The organism is Flavobacterium sp. FlaQc-48, assembly GCF_044007335.1.
In the GTDB taxonomy this organism is placed as follows: Bacteria; Bacteroidota; Bacteroidia; order Flavobacteriales; family Flavobacteriaceae; genus Flavobacterium.
Genome location: NZ_JBIPCR010000022.1, coordinates 1 through 19,430 on the forward strand (window position 1 = coordinate 1; position 19,430 = coordinate 19,430).

General features: G+C 36.2%; 8 protein-coding genes. 7 read left to right on the forward strand and 1 reads right to left on the reverse strand.

Going from position 1 to position 19,430, the window contains the following annotated elements; genetic code table 11:
- The 3 genes from ACHRWY_RS24090 to ACHRWY_RS24100 all read left to right on the forward strand — a co-directional run.
- Window positions 1-4,639: gliding motility-associated C-terminal domain-containing protein (locus ACHRWY_RS24090; RefSeq protein WP_395357938.1), on the forward strand; the 4,639-nt coding region annotated here is incomplete at its 5' end.
- A 53-nt stretch (window positions 4,640-4,692) separates the two neighbouring features.
- Complete coding sequence (locus ACHRWY_RS24095; RefSeq protein ID WP_395357940.1) at window positions 4,693-5,598, forward strand: type IX secretion system membrane protein PorP/SprF; 906 nt, start codon at window positions 4,693-4,695, stop codon at window positions 5,596-5,598.
- Between the two features lie 9 nt (window positions 5,599-5,607).
- On the forward strand, window positions 5,608-7,608 hold the full coding sequence (locus ACHRWY_RS24100; RefSeq protein WP_395357942.1) for an OmpA family protein: 2,001 nt from the start codon (window positions 5,608-5,610) through the stop codon (window positions 7,606-7,608).
- Between the two features lie 246 nt (window positions 7,609-7,854).
- Here ACHRWY_RS24100 and ACHRWY_RS24105 read toward each other — a convergent pair whose 3' ends face one another.
- Window positions 7,855-8,046 (reverse strand): hypothetical protein, encoded by a 192-nt coding sequence (locus ACHRWY_RS24105; RefSeq protein ID WP_395357944.1) that lies wholly within the window; start codon window positions 8,044-8,046, stop codon window positions 7,855-7,857.
- A gap of 574 nt (window positions 8,047-8,620) precedes the next feature.
- On the opposite strand from ACHRWY_RS24105, the gene ACHRWY_RS24110 reads away from it, so the two are divergent.
- The 4 genes from ACHRWY_RS24110 (at window position 8,621) to sprA (ending at window position 19,383) form a co-directional block, all read left to right on the forward strand.
- Window positions 8,621-9,046: a CBS domain-containing protein gene (locus tag ACHRWY_RS24110; RefSeq protein ID WP_395357946.1), complete on the forward strand. Its 426-nt coding sequence runs from the start codon at window positions 8,621-8,623 to the stop codon at window positions 9,044-9,046.
- 159 nt (window positions 9,047-9,205) lie between these two features.
- Window positions 9,206-11,497 carry an NADP-dependent malic enzyme gene (locus ACHRWY_RS24115; RefSeq protein ID WP_395357948.1) on the forward strand — a complete coding sequence of 764 codons (2,292 nt, stop codon included), beginning with the start codon at window positions 9,206-9,208 and terminating at the stop codon, window positions 11,495-11,497.
- Between the two features lie 77 nt (window positions 11,498-11,574).
- On the forward strand, window positions 11,575-12,156 hold the full coding sequence (ruvA, locus tag ACHRWY_RS24120) for a Holliday junction branch migration protein RuvA (RefSeq protein WP_271336810.1): 582 nt from the start codon (window positions 11,575-11,577) through the stop codon (window positions 12,154-12,156).
- 24 nt (window positions 12,157-12,180) lie between these two features.
- Window positions 12,181-19,383 (forward strand): cell surface protein SprA, encoded by a 7,203-nt coding sequence (gene sprA / locus ACHRWY_RS24125; protein WP_395357950.1) that lies wholly within the window; start codon window positions 12,181-12,183, stop codon window positions 19,381-19,383.
- Window positions 19,384-19,430: the final 47 nt, after the last annotated feature.

Genomic DNA, 19,430 nt, shown 5'->3' on the forward strand with positions numbered 1-19,430 from the left:
AACATTAGCTACAGGTGCAACAAAAAAATGGTACAACGCCAATACAGGCGGAACAGCTTATGCAGGAACCGAGTTATTAACTACGGGAACTTATTATGTAAGCCAGACCACGACTGGTTGTGAGAGTGCCAGAACTTCGGTTTCAGTGACGGTAAATCCAACACCGGCAGCTCCAACCGCTTCGGCGCAGACTTTTTGTTCGGTTGAAGGCAAAACAGTAAATGATTTAGCGGTAACATTAGCTACAGGTGCAACAAAAAAATGGTACAACACCAATACAGGCGGAACAGCTTATGCAGGAACCGAGTTATTAACTACGGGAACTTATTATGTAAGCCAGACCACGACTGGTTGTGAGAGTGCCAGAACTTCGGTTTCAGTGACGATAAATCCAACACCCGCAGCTCCAGTCGCTTCGGCGCAGACATTCTGTTCGGTTGAAGGCAAAACAGTAAATGATTTAGCGGTAACATTAGCTACAGGTGCAACAAAAAAATGGTACAACGCCAATACAGGCGGAACAGCTTATGCAGGAACCGAGTTATTAACTACGGGAACTTATTATGTAAGCCAGACCACGACTGGTTGTGAGAGTACAAGAACTTCGGTTTCAGTGACGGTAAATCCAACACCAGCAGCTCCAACCGCTTTGGCGCAGACTTTCTGTTCAGTTGAAGGCAAAACAGTAAACGATTTAGCGGTAACATTAGCTACAGGTGCAACAAAAAAATGGTACAACACCAATACAGGCGGAACAGCTTATGCAGGAACCGAGTTATTGGCAACGGGAACTTATTATGTAAGCCAGACCACGACTGGTTGTGAGAGTGCCAGAACTTTGGTTTCAGTGACGGTAAATCCAACACCCGCAGCTCCAGCCGCTTCGGCGCAGACTTTTTGTTCAGTTGAAGGCAAAACAGTAAATGATTTAGCGGTAACATTAGCTACAGGTGCAACAAAAAAATGGTACAACACCAATACAGGCGGAACAGCTTATGCAGGAACCGAGTTATTAACTACTGGAACTTATTATGTAAGCCAGACCACGACTGGTTGTGAGAGTACAAGAACTTCGGTTTCAGTGACGATCGATACAACTCCATCTCAACCTCTATTGAGCTCTATAACGCAACAGACATGTTCAACAGCAACAGGTAGCTTTACGATTTTAAATTATGACGCAAGTTATACTTACATAGTAAGCCCCTCAACAGGAGTTACTCAAACAGGAAATATCATAAAAGCTCCGGTAGGTAGCTATACAATAATTGCAAAAATTAATAGTTGTGAATCTTCAAGCGCAAGTGCCGTTATTGATTCTAAAATTTGTGCCAATGAAGATAAAAACTTTGGAACACAAGTATCGGGAACTACAGTAACATCCGTTGGAAATGTAACGACAAACGATACCCTGAATGGACAATTTGTAACATCGGCAAACACCAATGTAACGCCAAAAACAACAGGACCTTTAAGTGTTGATGCCGATGGCGGATTAACCTTAGCAGCCAATACACCATCAGGAACTTATAGTATTGATTATACGATCTGTGAAGAAGGATCGGCTACAAATTGTTCAACAGCAACCGCTACTGTGGTGGTTGGAAACATACTTGTTGCCAATGAAGATAAAAACTTTGGAGAACAAGTATCGGGAACTACGGTAACATCCGTTGGAAATGTAACGACAAACGATACCCTGAATGGAGAATTTGTAACATCAGCAAACACCAATGTAACGCCAAAAACAACAGGACCTTTAAGTGTTGATGCCGATGGCGGATTAACCTTAGCAGCGAATACACCCTCAGGAACTTATAGTATTGATTATACGATCTGTGAAGAAGGAGCGGCTACAAATTGTTCAACAGCAACCGCTACGGTGGTGGTTGGAAACATACTTGTTGCCAATGAAGATAAAAACTTTGGAACACAAGCATCGGGAACTAGTATAGTTTCCGTTGGAAATGTAACGACAAACGATACCTTAAACGGACAATTTGTAACATCGGCAAACACCAATGTAACGCCAAAAACAACAGGACCTTTAAGTGTTGATGCCGATGGCGGATTAACCTTAGCAGCCAATACACCCTCAGGAACTTATAGTATTGATTATACGATCTGTGAAGAAGGAGCGGCTACAAATTGTTCAACAGCAACCGCTACTGTGGTGGTTGGAAACATACTTGTTGCCAATGAAGATAAAAACTTTGGAACACAAGTATCGGGAACTACAGTAACATCCGTTGGAAATGTAACGACAAACGATACCCTGAACGGAGAATTTGTAACATCGGCAAACACCAATGTAACGCCAAAAACAACAGGCCCGTTAAGTGTTGATGCCAATGGAGGATTAACCTTAGCAGCCAATACACCCTCAGGAACTTATAGTATTGATTATACGATCTGTGAAGAAGGATCGGCTACAAATTGTTCAACAGCAACCGCTACTGTGGTGGTTGGAAACATACTTGTTGCCAATGAAGATAAAAACTTTGGAACACAAACATCGGGAACTAGTATAGTTTCCGTTGGAAATGTAACAACAAACGATACCTTAAACGGACAATTTGTAACATCAGCTAACACCAATGTAACGCCAAAAACAACAGGCCCATTAAGTATTGATGCCAATGGCGGATTAACCTTAGCAGCCAATACACCATCAGGAACTTATAGTATTGATTATACGATCTGTGAAGAAGGAGCAGGAACAAATTGTTCAACAGCAACCGCTACGGTGGTGGTTGGAAACATACTTGTTGCCAATGAAGATAAAAACTTTGGAACACAAGTATCGGGAACTACAGTAACATCCGTTGGAAATGTAACGACAAACGATACCTTAAACGGACAATTTGTAACATCGGCAAACACCAATGTAACGCCAAAAACAACAGGACCTTTAAGTGTTGATGCCGATGGCGGATTAACCTTAGCGGCTAATACACCATCAGGAACTTATAGTATTGATTATACGATCTGTGAAGAAGGAGCAGGAACAAATTGTTCAACAGCAACCGCTACGGTAGTAGTTGGAAATGGTGTACTAAATGCAGTACCAGTAACGACACTTCCTATAAATGGCAGTATTGGAGGTACTACAGTTTCAATAATCAACGGTACTCTAAATGGTACTCCTGTAGTGATCAGTAATAATCCGGGAGGAGTTGTCCTGACGCCTGTAAATGTTCCAACAGGATTAATTTTAAATGCAAATGGAACGATAACAGTAAATGCTGGTACTCCAATAGGACTTTATGAAGTTGAGTATAGAATTTGTGAATATCTAAATCCGGCAAATTGTGTTACTGTGAAAAGTTATGTTCCGGTAACAGGCGCTACTTTACAAGCGAATAATGATAATGCAGGAACGGTAAATAGCACCAAAGGAGAGCATTCGACAACGAATATATTTAATAATGATACACTAAACGGATCTGTTCTTAATCCGAAAGATGTTGTTTTAACTACTACAGTTGCAAATCCTAATTTGATTTTAAAAGCTGATGGAACAATTGAAGTAAAACCGGGAACGCTTTCCGGTAGTTATGAATTGACATACCAAATCTGTGAAGCGTTAAATCCAGGTAACTGCAGTCAGGCAGTAGTAAAAATTTCAGTAGTAAATATTGAAGATCCGGCACCACCTGTAACACCAAAATCAAAAATGGTTCTGACAAACGATCAGGGAGTAAGTGTTGATGGTATAAATGGTTCACTTGAATTTATAAATGTTTTAGGTAATGATTTATTAAACGGATATCCAATTAAAGCGGCAGATATTGTAATTACAAATACGCCAAAGAGCCCTTATTTCGAATTTAATGCTGATGGAACCGTAAATGTAAGGCCCAACACACCAGGTGGAACTTATGTCTTGACGTATCAGGTTTGCGAGAAAGCAGATCTGTCAAATTGTAACACAGCTACATTAACTGTTTTTGTAGAATTCCCGGCTATTGCAGTAATTAAAACAGCAGTTTCTAATGATGAAAATGGTAACGGATATGCAAATGCAGGTGAAACAATTACCTATAAATTTAAAGTAACCAACACAGGGAATGTTCCGTTAAGCGGAGTAATGATTTCTGATCCTTTGCCGGGAGTTGTGGTTTTGGGACAACCCATTGATTTGGATGTAAACGAATCTGATGAAAATAATTTTACAGCCATTTATAAAATTACACAAAGTGATATTAACAAAGGAAGTGTAAGCAATCAGGCAAAAGTAAAAGGAACGAGTTTGAGAGGAGTTACGGTTGAAGACATGTCAGATGATGAAAACAATACCGAAGACAAACCCACAGTTTTACCTTTAAGTGGTTGTGTCATCAAAGTTTTCAATGCCTTCTCACCAAATGGAGATAGTAAAAACAGCAGATTTTATATTCAGGGATTAGAATGTTATCCTGATAATACAGTAGAAATATACAACCGTTGGGGCGTTCTGGTCTATGATATTGATAAATATAATAACGAAGATCGTGCTTTTAAAGGTTTCTCTGAAGGACGTACAACAGTAAAACAATCAGATGGATTACCGGTAGGGACTTATTTCTATATCTTAAAATACAAAGACAGCGAGTCAAATCCGCATGAACTTTCAGGTTATTTATATATCAACAAATAAAAAAATATACGCGGCCTGGTGTTTACCGGGTCGCTTTTTAAAAGCCTTTTGAAATGAAAAAGATAGTTTTAATGTTCATGTTTTTTTCGGTAGTGTGTTCCGCGCAACAAGATTCTCAATTCACACAATATATGTATAATACCATTACGATAAATCCTGCTTATGCCGGTTCTCGTGGTGCATTAAGTGTTTTTGGATTATATCGTACACAATGGGTAGGACTTGACGGTGCGCCTGAAACCAGTACCTTTTCGGTAAATACCCCATTAAGCAACAGTAATTTAGGATTAGGAGTTTCCTTAGTAAACGACAAGATTGGCCCAACCAACGAAAATACATTATCTGCCGATTTATCTTATACCGTTCCAACTTCTGAAACCTTTAAACTTTCATTTGGAATAAAAGCTACAGCCAATCTTTTTAATCTCGATGTAAATAAATTAAGTTTTGAAGATCAGGATGATCCACAGTTTCAAAATTTAAATAACAGAATTACACCAAACGTAGGAGCAGGGGTGTATTGGCATTCAGATAAAGCCTATTTAGGATTATCGGTGCCCAATTTTATCGAAACCAATCGATATAATGATGACGATACTGCCATTTTCAAGGACAAAATAAACTACTATTTCATGGCAGGTTATGTTTTTGATGTTAATTATTACGTCAAATTCAAACCGGCAGTATTAACCAAAATGGTACAAGGTGCTCCTTTGCAGGTTGATGTTTCAGGAAACTTCATGTTTAATGATAAATTTGTATTGGGTCTTGCTTATCGCTGGAGTGCGTCTGTAAGTGCAATGGCTGGTTTTCAGGTAACAGATGGTTTATATGTAGGATACGGTTATGATCATGAAACAACCAATTTAAGAAGATACAACTCAGGATCTCACGAGATTTTCTTACGCTTTGAGTTTTTTAATAATTATAACAAAATTACATCACCAAGATTTTTCTAAAACAGCCCCATGAAATCCAAAAATCTAACTTACACCGCCTTATTTTTATTATTTGTTTGTAATGCTATTGCCCAGACTACAACGATCAGCCATGCTAATGATCTGTATGAAAAATATGCTTATGTTGAGGCTATAAAACTGTACGAAAGCGAAGCCAATAAAGGTTACAAAGACGAGAAAATGTTTCAGCGTCTTGGTAATTCATACTATTTTAATGGTGAACTGGTCCAGGCCTTAAAATGGTACGACGAATTGTTTGCAATCAATGACCAGCAAGAGCCAGAATATTTATACAGATATTCTCAATGTCTAAAATCAGTTGGAAATTATGCTAAAGCAGATGCCAATCTTGAAAAATTCAATCAAAAAGTAACTACTGATAAAAGAGGCGTTTTGTTTGAAAACAATAGAAATTACTTAGACGAAATAAAATTTAATTCAGGACGATTCGAAATTGCCGATGCCGGAATTAACTCTAATTATTCCGATTATGGAAGTACCATTTTTGAAAACAAATTAGTTTTTACATCTGCACGTGATACAGGAGGCGTTGCCAGAAAAAACTTCAGATGGACCAATAAATCTTTTACCAATCTGTATACCGCAGAATTAATGTCGGATGGGAGCATGGGAAAACCTAAACGCTTTCAGAAAAAAGTAAATACCAAATTCAATGAGTCAACTCCCGTTTTTACAAAAGATGGGAGAACCATGTACTTTACCCGAAATAATTTTCTGGACGGAAAAAGAGGAAGAGACGAACACAAGACCACTTTATTAAAATTATACAAAGCCAGTTTTATTGATGGTGAATGGAAGAATATTGAAGAACTTCCGTTTAATAGCGATCAATATAGTGTGGCTCATCCGGCATTAAGTACAGACGAGAAAATATTGTACTTTGCATCAGATATGCCAGGAACGTTAGGACAATCTGATTTGTTTAAAGTTGCCGTAAATAATGACGGGACTTTTGGAAAACCTGAAAATCTTGGAGTTTCGGTTAATACCGAAGGAAGAGAAACTTTTCCGTTTATTTCAGAAGAGAATGAACTTTATTTTGCAACCGATGGAAGACCCGGATTAGGCGGACTTGATATTTTTGTAACCAAAATAAATAATGACGGAACTTTTGATGAAGTACAGAATATTGGCGAACCGGTAAACAGCAAAAAAGACGATTTTGCCTTTATCTTAAATAGTAAAAACAGAAACGGATTTTTCTCTTCGAACAGAGACAATGGCCAGGGATTAGACGATGTTTACCGATTTAGAGAAACCCGAAGATTAATTTGCGAACAGGAATTAACAGGAACAGTTACAGATTCAGAAACAAAACAAATCCTTTCGAATGTAACCTTAATATTATTTGATGAAAACCGACAAAATGCACAGCAGGTTGTTTCGGATCAAAACGGGAACTATGTTTTTTCAAAAGTAAAATGTGGCAAAAAATACTTCATAAAGACATCAAAAAGCGATTATGAAATAAAGGAAATTCCATTGACCATTAAAAAAGAAAATGGAAAAACAATCTTGCCAGTTTCATTAGAAAAAACACCATTACCTTTAGTAGCTAAAACGATAATGATTAAAACAGTATCGGTTAAATCCGTAACAATGAAACCTATTGCAGTGGGAACAGATCTGGCAAAAGTACTTCATATTCCGATGAACTTTTTTGATTTAGGAAAAGCAACCATCAGAAAATCATCAGAACCTCAATTGCAGAAAATTGTCAACGTATTAAAACAATATCCAACCTTAACACTAGACATCCGTTCCCATACAGACAGCCGACAATCTGCTTCAAATAACATGATTTTGTCTGAAAAACGAGCACAATCGACCAAGAACTGGTTAGTAAGCAAAGGAATCGATGGCAATCGATTAAAAGCAAAAGGATTTGGAGAAACACAACTCGTAAATAAATGCGCCGATGGTGTAAAATGTACTGAAAACGAACATCAACAAAACCGACGAAGCGAGTTTATTATTACGTATTTGTAATTCAAGAATATAATTTGAAAGACCTTTCTAAACTTTAGTAAAGGTCTTTTTTTATTTCAAATAAATAAACAAAGTAACCACAAAGCATGTCATCCTGATGAAGGAAGGATCACACAAGCAGCTCGACAAAGCAAATTCAATAACGATACTTTAGTATGTCATAATTCATCTGAAGGAAACATATCTACCACCATTTCTAAAATAAGCGCCACATTTAGGGGTGAATTTTTAATTGTATTAGAGGTTTTATGGGCTTCCTGATCTGGCGCCACAATGCATAATTTTAGAGTTTCTGTAATAAATACAACCAAGCTCACAATAATTTACAACCTTAATTTGAGCCCCGTGATTCCCTTTTTTATCAGTGCTTAAAGTGTTGAAATACCGACCAGCTAATTCTCTTAAGTAATCTAAGTTTTTAATTTCATGTGTTTCCATAATGGGATATTTTTTAGCATTTGTAGTATTATTTTTTTACACCGTTTTGATATAAGGACTATTCAACGAATTGAAAAAGGGAAACAGAATATTACCATTAGTTTGCTTTTTTCAATAGCTGATTCGTTGAAAATAGAATCAAGTGCCTTGGTACATAAAATGTTTTCTGAAAAAATATAATAAATCAATTTCTACCGGATTAAAATTATTCTCCATCTCTACAGGATATTATTCTAAGGTTTCATGATTCTTTATTTCTACTACTAAGTGAGTTTCTACAGATACTTAATTTTTACGAAAACCCATTAGGGTTAACGGTCGGTAGCCTCAAAAGAATATAGATCTGTAAACTAATTCTAAATTTTTCATTTCATAATAAATCTAAAACCTTCAAAAAAAGCTGCATTTTCTGCAAAAAAGTCTTAAAATTCATTCATTTTTTTGAACTAATATTTTTAAAACACGGGATATTGGTTATTATATTTAAAATGAATTAGTTAAGTCTTAAAAAATCGATTTCGTTGTTTTTTATATTCATTTTTTTCTAACTTTATAGATCTAAAATTTTTCAGATATGACTGTAAATCAAATACTAAACGCAAAAGGGAAAAATGTTTATTCAGTGCTCTCAACAACAACGGTTTATGAAGCCTTAAAAGTAATGGGAGAAAAAAACATAGGAGCAATTCTTGTTATTGATGACAACGATTTAAAAGGAATATTGTCTGAAAGGGATTATGCCAGAAAAATTGTTTTGAAGGACAAATCTTCAAAAGAAACTTTTGTACATGAAATTATGGAAAGCAATGTTTTTTCGGTAAAACTCTCCAATAACATCGAAGATTGCATGGAACTCATGAGTACAAAAAGAATTAGACATTTGCCAGTTCTGGAAGACGGCACTGTAGTAGGAATAATTTCGATTAGCGATGTTGTGAAGGCAATTATAGAAATTCAAAAAGACACTATAAATCATTTAAACTCTTATATTTCTCAATAAAAGAAAATCAAAAAATAAGCTTTACAAAATAGTCCAAACAATATGTGGACTATTTTTTTTGGATGTAATAAACGTTATTTTGATAAAAGAAAATAATAAAAAGACGCCATTTTAAACCAAGACTTATATCTTTGTAAGCTAGAATAAAAGCTAAATATAATGAACAAAGAGAGTAAAAGAAGAGAAGCGTTACTGTACCATTCAGAACCAACTCCAGGAAAAATTCAGGTAGTTCCAACAAAAAAATACGCAACCCAAAGAGACTTGTCTTTGGCTTATTCGCCAGGTGTTGCAGAGCCATGTTTAGAAATTGCAGCAAACGTAGATGACGTTTACAAATATACTGCAAAAGGAAATTTAGTAGCCGTGATCTCAAACGGTACAGCTGTATTAGGACTTGGTGATATTGGTCCGGAAGCTTCTAAACCAGTGATGGAAGGAAAAGGTTTATTATTTAAAATATTCTCTGATATTGACGTTTTTGATATTGAAATCGGAACAAAAGATATTGAAGAATTTATTCAGACCGTAAAAAATATTGCTCCCACTTTTGGAGGAATAAATTTAGAAGATATTAAAGCGCCGGAATCTTTTGAAATCGAAAGAAGACTGGTTGAAGAATTAGATATTCCTGTAATGCACGATGATCAGCATGGTACTGCAATTATTTCTTCGGCAGCTTTAATCAACGCATTAGAATTAGCAGGAAAAAAAGCAGAAGATGTAAAAGTGGTAGTTTCCGGTGCAGGATCTGCTGCGATAGCTTGTACGGATTTATATGTTTTATTAGGCGTAAAAGTAGAGAACATCTTAATGTTTAATAGTAAAGGACTTTTAACAAAAGACAACCCTTCGCTATCAGAATTGCAATTAAAATATGCTGTCAACGGTCCTAAAATTGAATTAGCAGATGCTGTAAAAGGTGCTGATGTTTTCATCGGATTATCTTCAGGAGATATTCTTTCGCCTGAAATGTTGTTGACAATGAAAGATAGCCCGATTGTTTTTGCTATGGCAAATCCAAACCCGGAAATCGATTATAACTTAGCTACAGAAACTCGTAAAGATGTTATTATGGCTACAGGACGTTCAGACTTTCCTAATCAGGTAAATAATGTTTTAGGTTTTCCATATATATTTAGAGGAGCATTAGACGTAAGAGCTACAAAAATTAACGAAGCCATGAAAATGGCCGCTGTAAAAGCATTAGCCATCTTAGCAAAGGAACCAGTTCCGGAGCAGGTAAATGTAGCTTACGGAGCAACAAAGTTAGGTTTTGGAAGAGATTATATTATTCCTAAGCCATTCGATCCAAGATTGATTACAATTGTAGCACCAGCTGTTGCAAAAGCTGCAATGGATTCCGGAGTTGCTAAAAATCCTATTACAGACTGGGCAGCTTATGAAGATGTGCTTCGTGAACGTATGGGTAATGACAATAAAATGGTGCGTTTGATTACCAACCGTGCTAAAATGGACCCGAAACGAATTGTTTTTGCCGAGGCAGATCAATTAAATGTCTTAAAAGCAGCGCAAATTGTCCATGAAGACGGAATTGGTTTTCCAATTTTATTAGGAAATAAAGAAGTGATCTTAGAGCTTAAAGCTGAATTAGGTTTTGATGCTGAACTTGAAATCATTGATCCTAAAACAAACGAAGAAGAAGCAAGAAGAAACAGATTTGCTACATCATACTGGGAAACAAGAGAAAGAAGAGGGGTTTCATTACTTGATTCGCAAAAATTCATGCGCGAAAGAAACTATTTTGCCGCAATGATGGTGAACGAAGGCGAAGCAGATGCTTTGGTTACCGGTCATACAAGAAGTTACCCAAGTGTGGTAAAACCAATGTTGCAATTAATTGATAAAGCACCCGGAGCTTCGCTTGTGGCAACAGCAAATATGATGTTGACTTCCCGTGGTCCAATGTTTTTATCAGATACAGCAATCAATATAAATCCGTCTGCTGAAGATTTGGTTAATATTGCCATTATGACAGCAAAGACAGCAAAAATGTTTGGTGTTGAACCTGTTATTGCAATGGTTTCATTCTCTAACTTTGGTTCTTCAACAAGTCCTGGTGCTTCAAAAGTAAGAGAAGCAGTAGCTTATTTACACAAAAATCATCCTGAATTAATTGTTGATGGAGAAATCCAGGCAGATTTTGCCTTAAATCAGGAGATGCTTGCAGAGAAATTTCCGTTCTCTAAATTAGCAGGCAAAAAAGTAAATACATTAATTTTTCCTAACCTGGAATCAGCGAATATTACTTATAAATTATTAAAAGAATTGTATAAAGTAAATTCTATAGGCCCAATCATGATGGGAATGGGTAAACCAGTTCACATTTTTCAATTAGGCGCAAGCGTTGAAGAGATGGTTAATATGGCTGCAATCGCAGTAATTGACGCTCAGGAAAAAGAAAATAAAAAAAATAAATTAGCGAAATAGTATAGATAATAAGGATCAAATAATATTGTCTTATTTTTATTGCATTTTTATTATATTTGACCCTAATAAATTATACTATGATAGCACACTTGCAAGGGAAATTAGTGGAGAAGAATCCAACAGACGTCATAATTGATTGTGGAGGAGTTGGATATCAGGTAAATATATCTTTACATACCTTTTCATTAATTCCCAATGCTGAAAATATAAAACTGTATACGCATCTTCTAATCAAGGAAGATGCGCATACTTTATTTGGTTTTGCAGAAAAATCAGAGCGCGAAATATTCAGAATGTTATTATCTGTTTCGGGGATTGGAGCCAATATTGCCAGAACAATGTTATCTTCTATAGAACCAAGACAAATTATTAACGCAATCGCATCCGGAGATGTTGGAGTTATACAGTCTATAAAAGGAATTGGAAACAAAACAGCACAACGAGTTATACTCGATTTAAAAGAAAAAGTGTTAAAGTTGTATGATTTGGATGAAGTTTCTGTAGTTCAAAACAATACAAATCGAGATGAAGCGTTATCTGCTTTGGAAGTTTTAGGTTTTGTTAGAAAAACTTCAGAAAAAGTAGTAGAGAAGATTGTCAAAGAAGATCCGGAAGCTACTGTAGAAACCATTATCAAGAAAGCTTTAAAGAGCCTATAAACTCAATTTATATAAACGAATTGTATGCGTAAAATTTGTATTTTTTTACTGTTTTTATTATGCGGTAATGTTTTGCGTGCGCAAGTAAATCCAGCAGTTCAAGATACAACTAAAACACAGTTCTCTGTTGGTAAAGTAGAATTACAAAATCCACCAAGCATACTTTCGGCTTATAAATACGATCCTATTACAGATCGATATATTTACACCAGTTCAGTCGACGGCTTTAATATCAATTACCCTATTGTCTTAACTCCCAAAGAGTACGAAGATTTAGTTTTGAAAGAATCCAGAAGAGATTATTTCAGAAAAAAAGTAGATGCAATTGATGGTAAAAAGGCAGGAAGTGAAGAGGCTAAAAAAAATCTATTACCTCGGTATTATATCAATTCAGGATTTTTTGAAAGCATTTTTGGTAGTAATACCATCGATGTAAAACCCACAGGGTCAGTAGAGATGGACTTAGGTGTGCGCTATACCAAACAAGATAATCCTTCTTTCTCACCAAGAAACAGGTCAAGTATGACTTTTGACTTTGATCAGCGAATCAGTATGAGTTTAATGGGTAAAGTAGGAACCAGATTAGAGGTTAATGCCAATTATGATACCCAATCTACTTTTGCTTTTCAGAACTTATTCAAACTGGCTTATACACCCTCAGAAGATGATATTGTTCAAAAAGTAGAAGTTGGTAACGTTAGTATGCCATTGAACAGTACCCTTATTCGGGGAGCTCAGAGTTTGTTTGGGGTTAAAACCGTTTTGCAATTTGGTAAGACAACAGTTACAGGTGTTTTCTCAGAACAAAAGTCACAAACCAAGAGTATAGTTGCAGAAGGTGGCGGAACAGTTCAGAACTTTGATTTGTATGCTTTAGATTACGATAATGACAGACACTTTTTCCTGTCGCAATACTTTAGAAATAAATACGACGCTTCTTTAAAAAATTATCCGCTTATTGATAGCCGTGTTCAGGTTACAAGATTAGAGGTTTGGGTAACAAACAAACAAAATCGTGTAACGACAAACAATAATAACTTAAGAAATATTATTGCTCTTCAGGATTTAGGGGAAGGACAAATTACAGGTGTTCCGGATAATCAGGTAGTAGTAATAAGTTCTCCAACAGGTTTTTTCAATAATCCGGCTGATACACCTACAGATAACAATAATAATAAATACGATCCGGCTACAATTGGTCAGGCGGGTGCTTATTTAAACTCCAATATTAGAGAAATTGTAACAGCAAAGTCGGGATTCAATAATGCGAATACCAGCGAAGGAACCGATTTTTCTGTACTTGAAAATGCCAGAAAATTAACGGCAAACGAATATACCTTCAATGCACAATTAGGATATATCTCTTTGCAGCAACGTCTGGCAAATGATGAGATTTTGGCAGTAGCTTTCGAATATACAGTGGGAGGAAAAGTATACCAGGTTGGGGAATTTGGTAGTGATGGTGTTGATGCAACTGTAGTAACCGGAAACAATAATGCTAATCAGGCTATTATTACGCAAAGTTTAGTTTTAAAAATGCTGAAAAGCAATTTAACAAACGTTCAGAATCCGGTTTGGAATCTGATGATGAAAAACGTGTATCAAATACCTCAGGCCTATCAAATCAAACAAGACGATTTTAGGTTAAATATACTTTACACAGATCCTTCGCCAATAAATTATATTACTCCGGTTACAGGAACAACCTTTCCTGCAAATCCAACTGCTGATAATAAAGTAGACCAGACTCCATTGCTAAATGTCTTTAATTTAGACAGGTTGAATTACAATAATGATCCTCAGGCTGGTGGAGATGGTTTCTTTGATTATATTCCCGGTGTAACAGTAGACGTTCAGAACGGGCGCATTATTTTTACCACAAAAGAGCCTTTTGGAGAGCTTTTGTTTAAAAAGCTGCAAAATACAGGTTCAGGCGAAAATTACGACGATCCAAACTCATACAATGCGAACCAACAAAAATATGTGTTTAGAAACATGTATCGAAATACTCAGTCGGGAGCTTTACAGGATAGTGATAAAAATAAATTCTTATTAAGAGGAAAGTATAAATCATCAGGAAGCAGCGGTATTCCAATTGGGGCATTTAACGTTCCTCAGGGTTCTGTTGTTGTAATGGCAGCCGGACGAAGGCTGGTAGAAGGTATTGATTATAGTGTCGATTATCAATTAGGAAGAGTTCAGATTCTGGATCCTTCACTTCAGGCATCCAATACACCAATTGAAGTTTCCTTAGAAAACAATTCGATATTCGGACAACAAACCCGAAGATTTATGGGGTTCAATATCGAACACAAAATTTCAGATAAGTTTGTTATTGGAGGAACCTATTTAAAAATGACAGAAAAACCATTTACTCAAAAATCGAGTTATGGACAAGAATCTGTAAATAACACTATTTTTGGATTTAATGGAAACTACTCTACCGAAGTTCCTTTCTTTACCCGATTAGTGAACAAATTGCCAAACATAGATACAGATGTTCCTTCTAATCTTTCTATACGCGGAGAAGTAGCATTCTTAAAACCGGATGCGCCCAAAGCAAGTGATTTTGAAGGAGAAGCAACCATTTATGTAGACGATTTTGAAGGTTCGCAATCTACAATCGATATGCGATCAGCTTATGCCTGGAGTCTGGCCTCAACACCATTCTTAAACTCAATAAACGATAATACATTTAATGCTAATTCTAATACATTAGAATACGGTTATAAACGTGCAAAATTGGCCTGGTATACCATTGATCCAATTTTTTATGCCTCAAAACCATCAGGGATATCAAATGATGATTTGTCTTTAAATACCACCAGAAGAATCTACAGTAAAGAATTGTATCCAAACACTGATATTGCACAAGGGCAAATTCAGGTGGTTAATACATTAGATTTGAGTTATTATCCGTCAGACAGAGGGCCATACAATAATAATCCAAATTTTAGCACAAATCCCGCAAACTCTAATTTTGGAGGAATTATGCGCGCTTTAAACTCGACCAATTTTGAGCAGGGAAATGTAGAGTATATACAATTTTGGGTGATGGACCCGTATGTTGGAAACGGAGAAGCTCCGATCAACAATACCGGAAAAATATATTTCAACTTAGGTGAAATTTCTGAAGATGTATTAAAAGACGGAAGAAAACAATATGAAAACGGATTAGGTCCGGATCAGATTATGGTGAATCCGCAACCACTTTGGGGAGATGTTCCTGCATCACAATCTCTAATCTATGCTTTTGATACCAATGCTGATAATCGTAAAAATCAGGACGTTGGTTTAGACGGTTTGCCAAGTTCTAAAGAAGGTTCAGTATACACGAATTATGCAGGAGAAGCAGATCCTGCCGCGGATGATTATAAATATTACCTGAATACAGACGGAGGAGTACTGGACCGTTATAAAAATTACAATGGTACAGAAAATAACTCTGCCGTAAGTATAGACGATCCTAATCGTGGTTCAACAACATTACCGGATGTAGAAGATATTAATCGTGACAATACAATGAATACGATTAATGCTTATTATGAATACAGTATCGATGTAAAACCAGGCATGCAGGTTGGACAAAACTATATCACGGATATTCGTGAAGTTAGTAATGTCGAACTGCCAAACGGATCCACAACAACAGCAAGATGGATTCAGTTTAAAATTCCGGTTGCTCAGCCTCAAAACACAATTGGGAACATTACTGATTTTAGGTCTATTCGGTTCATGAGGATGTTTATGACCGGATTTAACAATCAAATGACTGTTCGTTTTGGAGCTTTAGATTTAGTAAGAGGGGAATGGAGAAGATATACGGGTACGCTGGATGCAAATGACACGAATCCGGATGATGACGGAACTGAATTTGATGTTGCTGCTGTAAATATTCAGGAAAATGGGACCAAATGTCCGGTGAACTATGTAGTTCCGCCGGGTGTTCAAAGAGAGCAATTGTATAATAACAATACGATTATCAATCAAAACGAACAAGCGTTAGCATTAAGGGTTGGAGGAACAGGTTTGCAATACCAGGATTCAAGAGGAGTTTTTAAAAGTGTGAGTGTTGATATGCGTCAGTACAAAAAACTAAAAATGTTTTTACACGCAGAATCTTTGCCTGCTGAAAATACATTACTAGATGACGAAATGGTTGGATTCATTCGTTTTGGTAATGATTATACACAAAACTTTTATCAGGTCGAGGTTCCGCTTAAGGTTACCCGAACAGGAGGATCTTGTACCATAAGCCCGGATCAGGTCTGGCTGGAAGAAAACAATATTGATCTGGCACTTGAACTATTGACTAAAATGAAAATTCAGGCGATGAGTATCGATATTAACTCGAGCAAGCGCGATATCAACGGAATTTATTATCCTGATGATGATTTGAGTTTAAGCGGAGGTGATGGAGATGGTAAGTTAAGATTAGGTATAAAAGGAAATCCTAATTTTGGTTTAGTCCGAAATTTAATGGTGGGGGTAAAGAGCAGGGCCGACCATAAAGATATCAAAGGAGAAGTTTGGTTTAATGAACTTCGACTGGCTGATTTAGAAAATAAAGGTGGTATGGCAGCAATATTAAATATTGATACCAATATGGCAGATTTTGCTACCGTATCGGCGACTGGTAGAAAAAGTACGATTGGTTTTGGATCTTTGGAGCAAGGAGCAAACGAAAGGGATCGTGAAGATATTCAGCAATATAATATTGTTACAAATCTTAATTTAGGAAAATTATTGCCTCATAAATGGGGTATCAATTTGCCCTTTAATTATGCTATTGGAGAAGAAGTAATCACTCCGGAATATGATCCGTTTAATCAGGACATAAAACTAAAACAGTTAATAAGCGAAACTACAGATCAGGCAGAAAAAGACAATATTAGAACTCGTGCTGTAGATTATACAAAACGAAGAAGTATCAACTTTATTGGAGTAAGAAAAGACAGGGCGCCAGAACAAAAGCCACATGTTTACGATGTTGAGAACTTAACATTCTCGCAATCCTACAATCAGGTAGAACGTCATGATTATGAGGTAGAAAGCTATGTAGACGAACAATCTAATACCGCTGTAAACTATGCGTATACTTTTCAGCCAAAAGAAGTAGTTCCGTTTAAGCAAACCAAATTCATGAAAAAAAGTGAATATTGGAAACTGCTAAGTGATTTTAACTTTAATTACTTACCATCAAATATTTCTTTTAATACCAATGTTTTAAGACAAAGTAATCGCCAGCAATACAGGCAAGTCGATATACAGGGAATTGGTCTTGATCCTTTGTACAGAAGAAATTTTGCCTTCAATTATCAATACGGCTTTGGATTTAATTTGACAAAATCATTAAAATTAAATTATACGGCGGCATCCAATAATATAGTTCGAAACTTCCTGAACGATGATAATTCGCCAAAAGAAGATTTTAATATCTGGGATGATTATTTTGATATTGGAACCCCAAATCAGCACCTGCAACAGTTGGTGTTGAATTATGATATCCCAATTAATAAAATTCCGGTGCTGAGTTTTGTAAAAGCATCCTATTCTTATACAGCAGATTATAGTTGGCAGCGTTCTTCAACAGCGTTCTCTCAATTTGTAGATGCTAACGGACTTCAATGGGATTTAGGGAATACGATCCAGAATGCCAATTCAAATACGCTTACAACAACTTTCAATATGAATATGTTGTATAAATATTTAGGATTGACACCAGGGTCAAAAACAGCTTCAAAACCTAAACCAGCTGCACCGCCAAAACCGGGAGAGAAAATTGTAAATACCGCTAAACCCGTAACAAGCAGCAACCCGTTTTATGATGGTTTGATTGGAGTTTTGACAAGTGTAAAAAATATTCAGGTAAACTATACTAAAAACAGCGGAACGGTTTTGCCGGGCTTTACACAAGGCGTTGGTTTCTTTGGGACCTCTAAGCCAAGTTTAGGGTTTGTTTTTGGAAGCCAGGACGATATACGTTACGAAGCGGCAAAAAGAGGCTGGCTGACAGACTATCAGGATTTTAACCAAAACTTTACTCAGGTTACAAATAAGCTGCTAAAAGTGACGGCAAATGTTGATTTATTGCCGGACTTAAAAGTTGATTTAACAATGGATCGTTCTTATTCTGAAAATTCATCAGAACAATACAATGTAATCAATGGTGATTATATTGCACAATCGCCATATACTTATGGAATGTTTTCAATTTCAACGGTTTTAATTAAAACGGCATTTTCTACGAGTAGTGAAACCCAGTCAGCAGCATTTGATGATTTTAGAAATAATCGTTTGATTATTGCAGATCGTCTGGCGGCAGATCATTATGGGGCAGGAGCTGCTATACCGAGATATGGAGATGTAAACAATCCGATTCCGGCAGAAACAGATCCTAACTATAAAGTATATGTCGCAAATCAGGGATATCCAATAGGATTTACAAAAAGTAATCAGGCGGTTTTGTTGCCGGCGTTTATGGCTGCTTATACAGGTAGTAATGCTTCAGGCAGTTCAACAGATATTTTTAGAAGTTTTCCTATTCCAAACTGGAGCATAAAATACAATGGATTAATGCGATATAAATATTTTAAAGATAAGTTTAAACGTTTTTCATTGCAGCATAATTATAGGGCATCTTATACCATAAACCAGTTCAGGTCTAATTTTGATTATACTGAAAAACCGGATGGGCAAGATGTGAATACCAATTTCTTTAATAAAACCATCATGTCAAACGTCAATTTGGTAGAGCAGTTTAGTCCGCTTATCCGAGTAGATTTTGAATTAAAAAGCTCTTTGCGTTTGCTTACCGAAATCAAGAAAGACAGAGCGCTATCCATGAGTTTTGATAATAATTTATTGACAGAAGTAAAAGGTATGGAATATGTAGTTGGTTTAGGATATCGCTTTAAAGATGTTATTTTCTCATCGAGACTGGCAGATAATCCTACGGGAATAATCAAAAGTGATATTAACATCAAAGCCGATTTCTCTTTTAGGAATAATCAAACTTTGGTTCGTTACTTAGATTATGATAATAATCAACTGGCGGCAGGACAAAATATCTGGTCGCTTAAACTTACTGCTGATTATGCTTTTAGTAAAAACCTGACAGCGATATTCTATTACGATCATTCGTTTTCAAAAGCAGTAATTTCGACGTCATTTCCTTTAACGAACATTAGATCAGGATTCACACTTCGATATAATTTCGGAAATTAATTTTTAGTTTCTAAACTGTATTTCATTAGAAGATTATTACATTTGTG

What these genes read in the sequence shown, in the direction of transcription:
- ACHRWY_RS24095 (WP_395357940.1), top strand. Translation starts at nt 4,693, where the DNA reads ATGAAAAAGATAGTTTTAATGTTCATGTTTTTTTCGGTAGTGTGTTCC.
- ACHRWY_RS24100 (WP_395357942.1), top strand. Translation starts at nt 5,608, where the DNA reads ATGAAATCCAAAAATCTAACTTACACCGCCTTATTTTTATTATTTGTT.
- ACHRWY_RS24105 (WP_395357944.1), bottom strand. Translation starts at nt 8,046, where the DNA reads ATGGAAACACATGAAATTAAAAACTTAGATTACTTAAGAGAATTAGCT.
- ACHRWY_RS24110 (WP_395357946.1), top strand. Translation starts at nt 8,621, where the DNA reads ATGACTGTAAATCAAATACTAAACGCAAAAGGGAAAAATGTTTATTCA.
- ACHRWY_RS24115 (WP_395357948.1), top strand. Translation starts at nt 9,206, where the DNA reads ATGAACAAAGAGAGTAAAAGAAGAGAAGCGTTACTGTACCATTCAGAA.
- ruvA (WP_271336810.1), top strand. Translation starts at nt 11,575, where the DNA reads ATGATAGCACACTTGCAAGGGAAATTAGTGGAGAAGAATCCAACAGAC.
- sprA (WP_395357950.1), top strand. Translation starts at nt 12,181, where the DNA reads ATGCGTAAAATTTGTATTTTTTTACTGTTTTTATTATGCGGTAATGTT.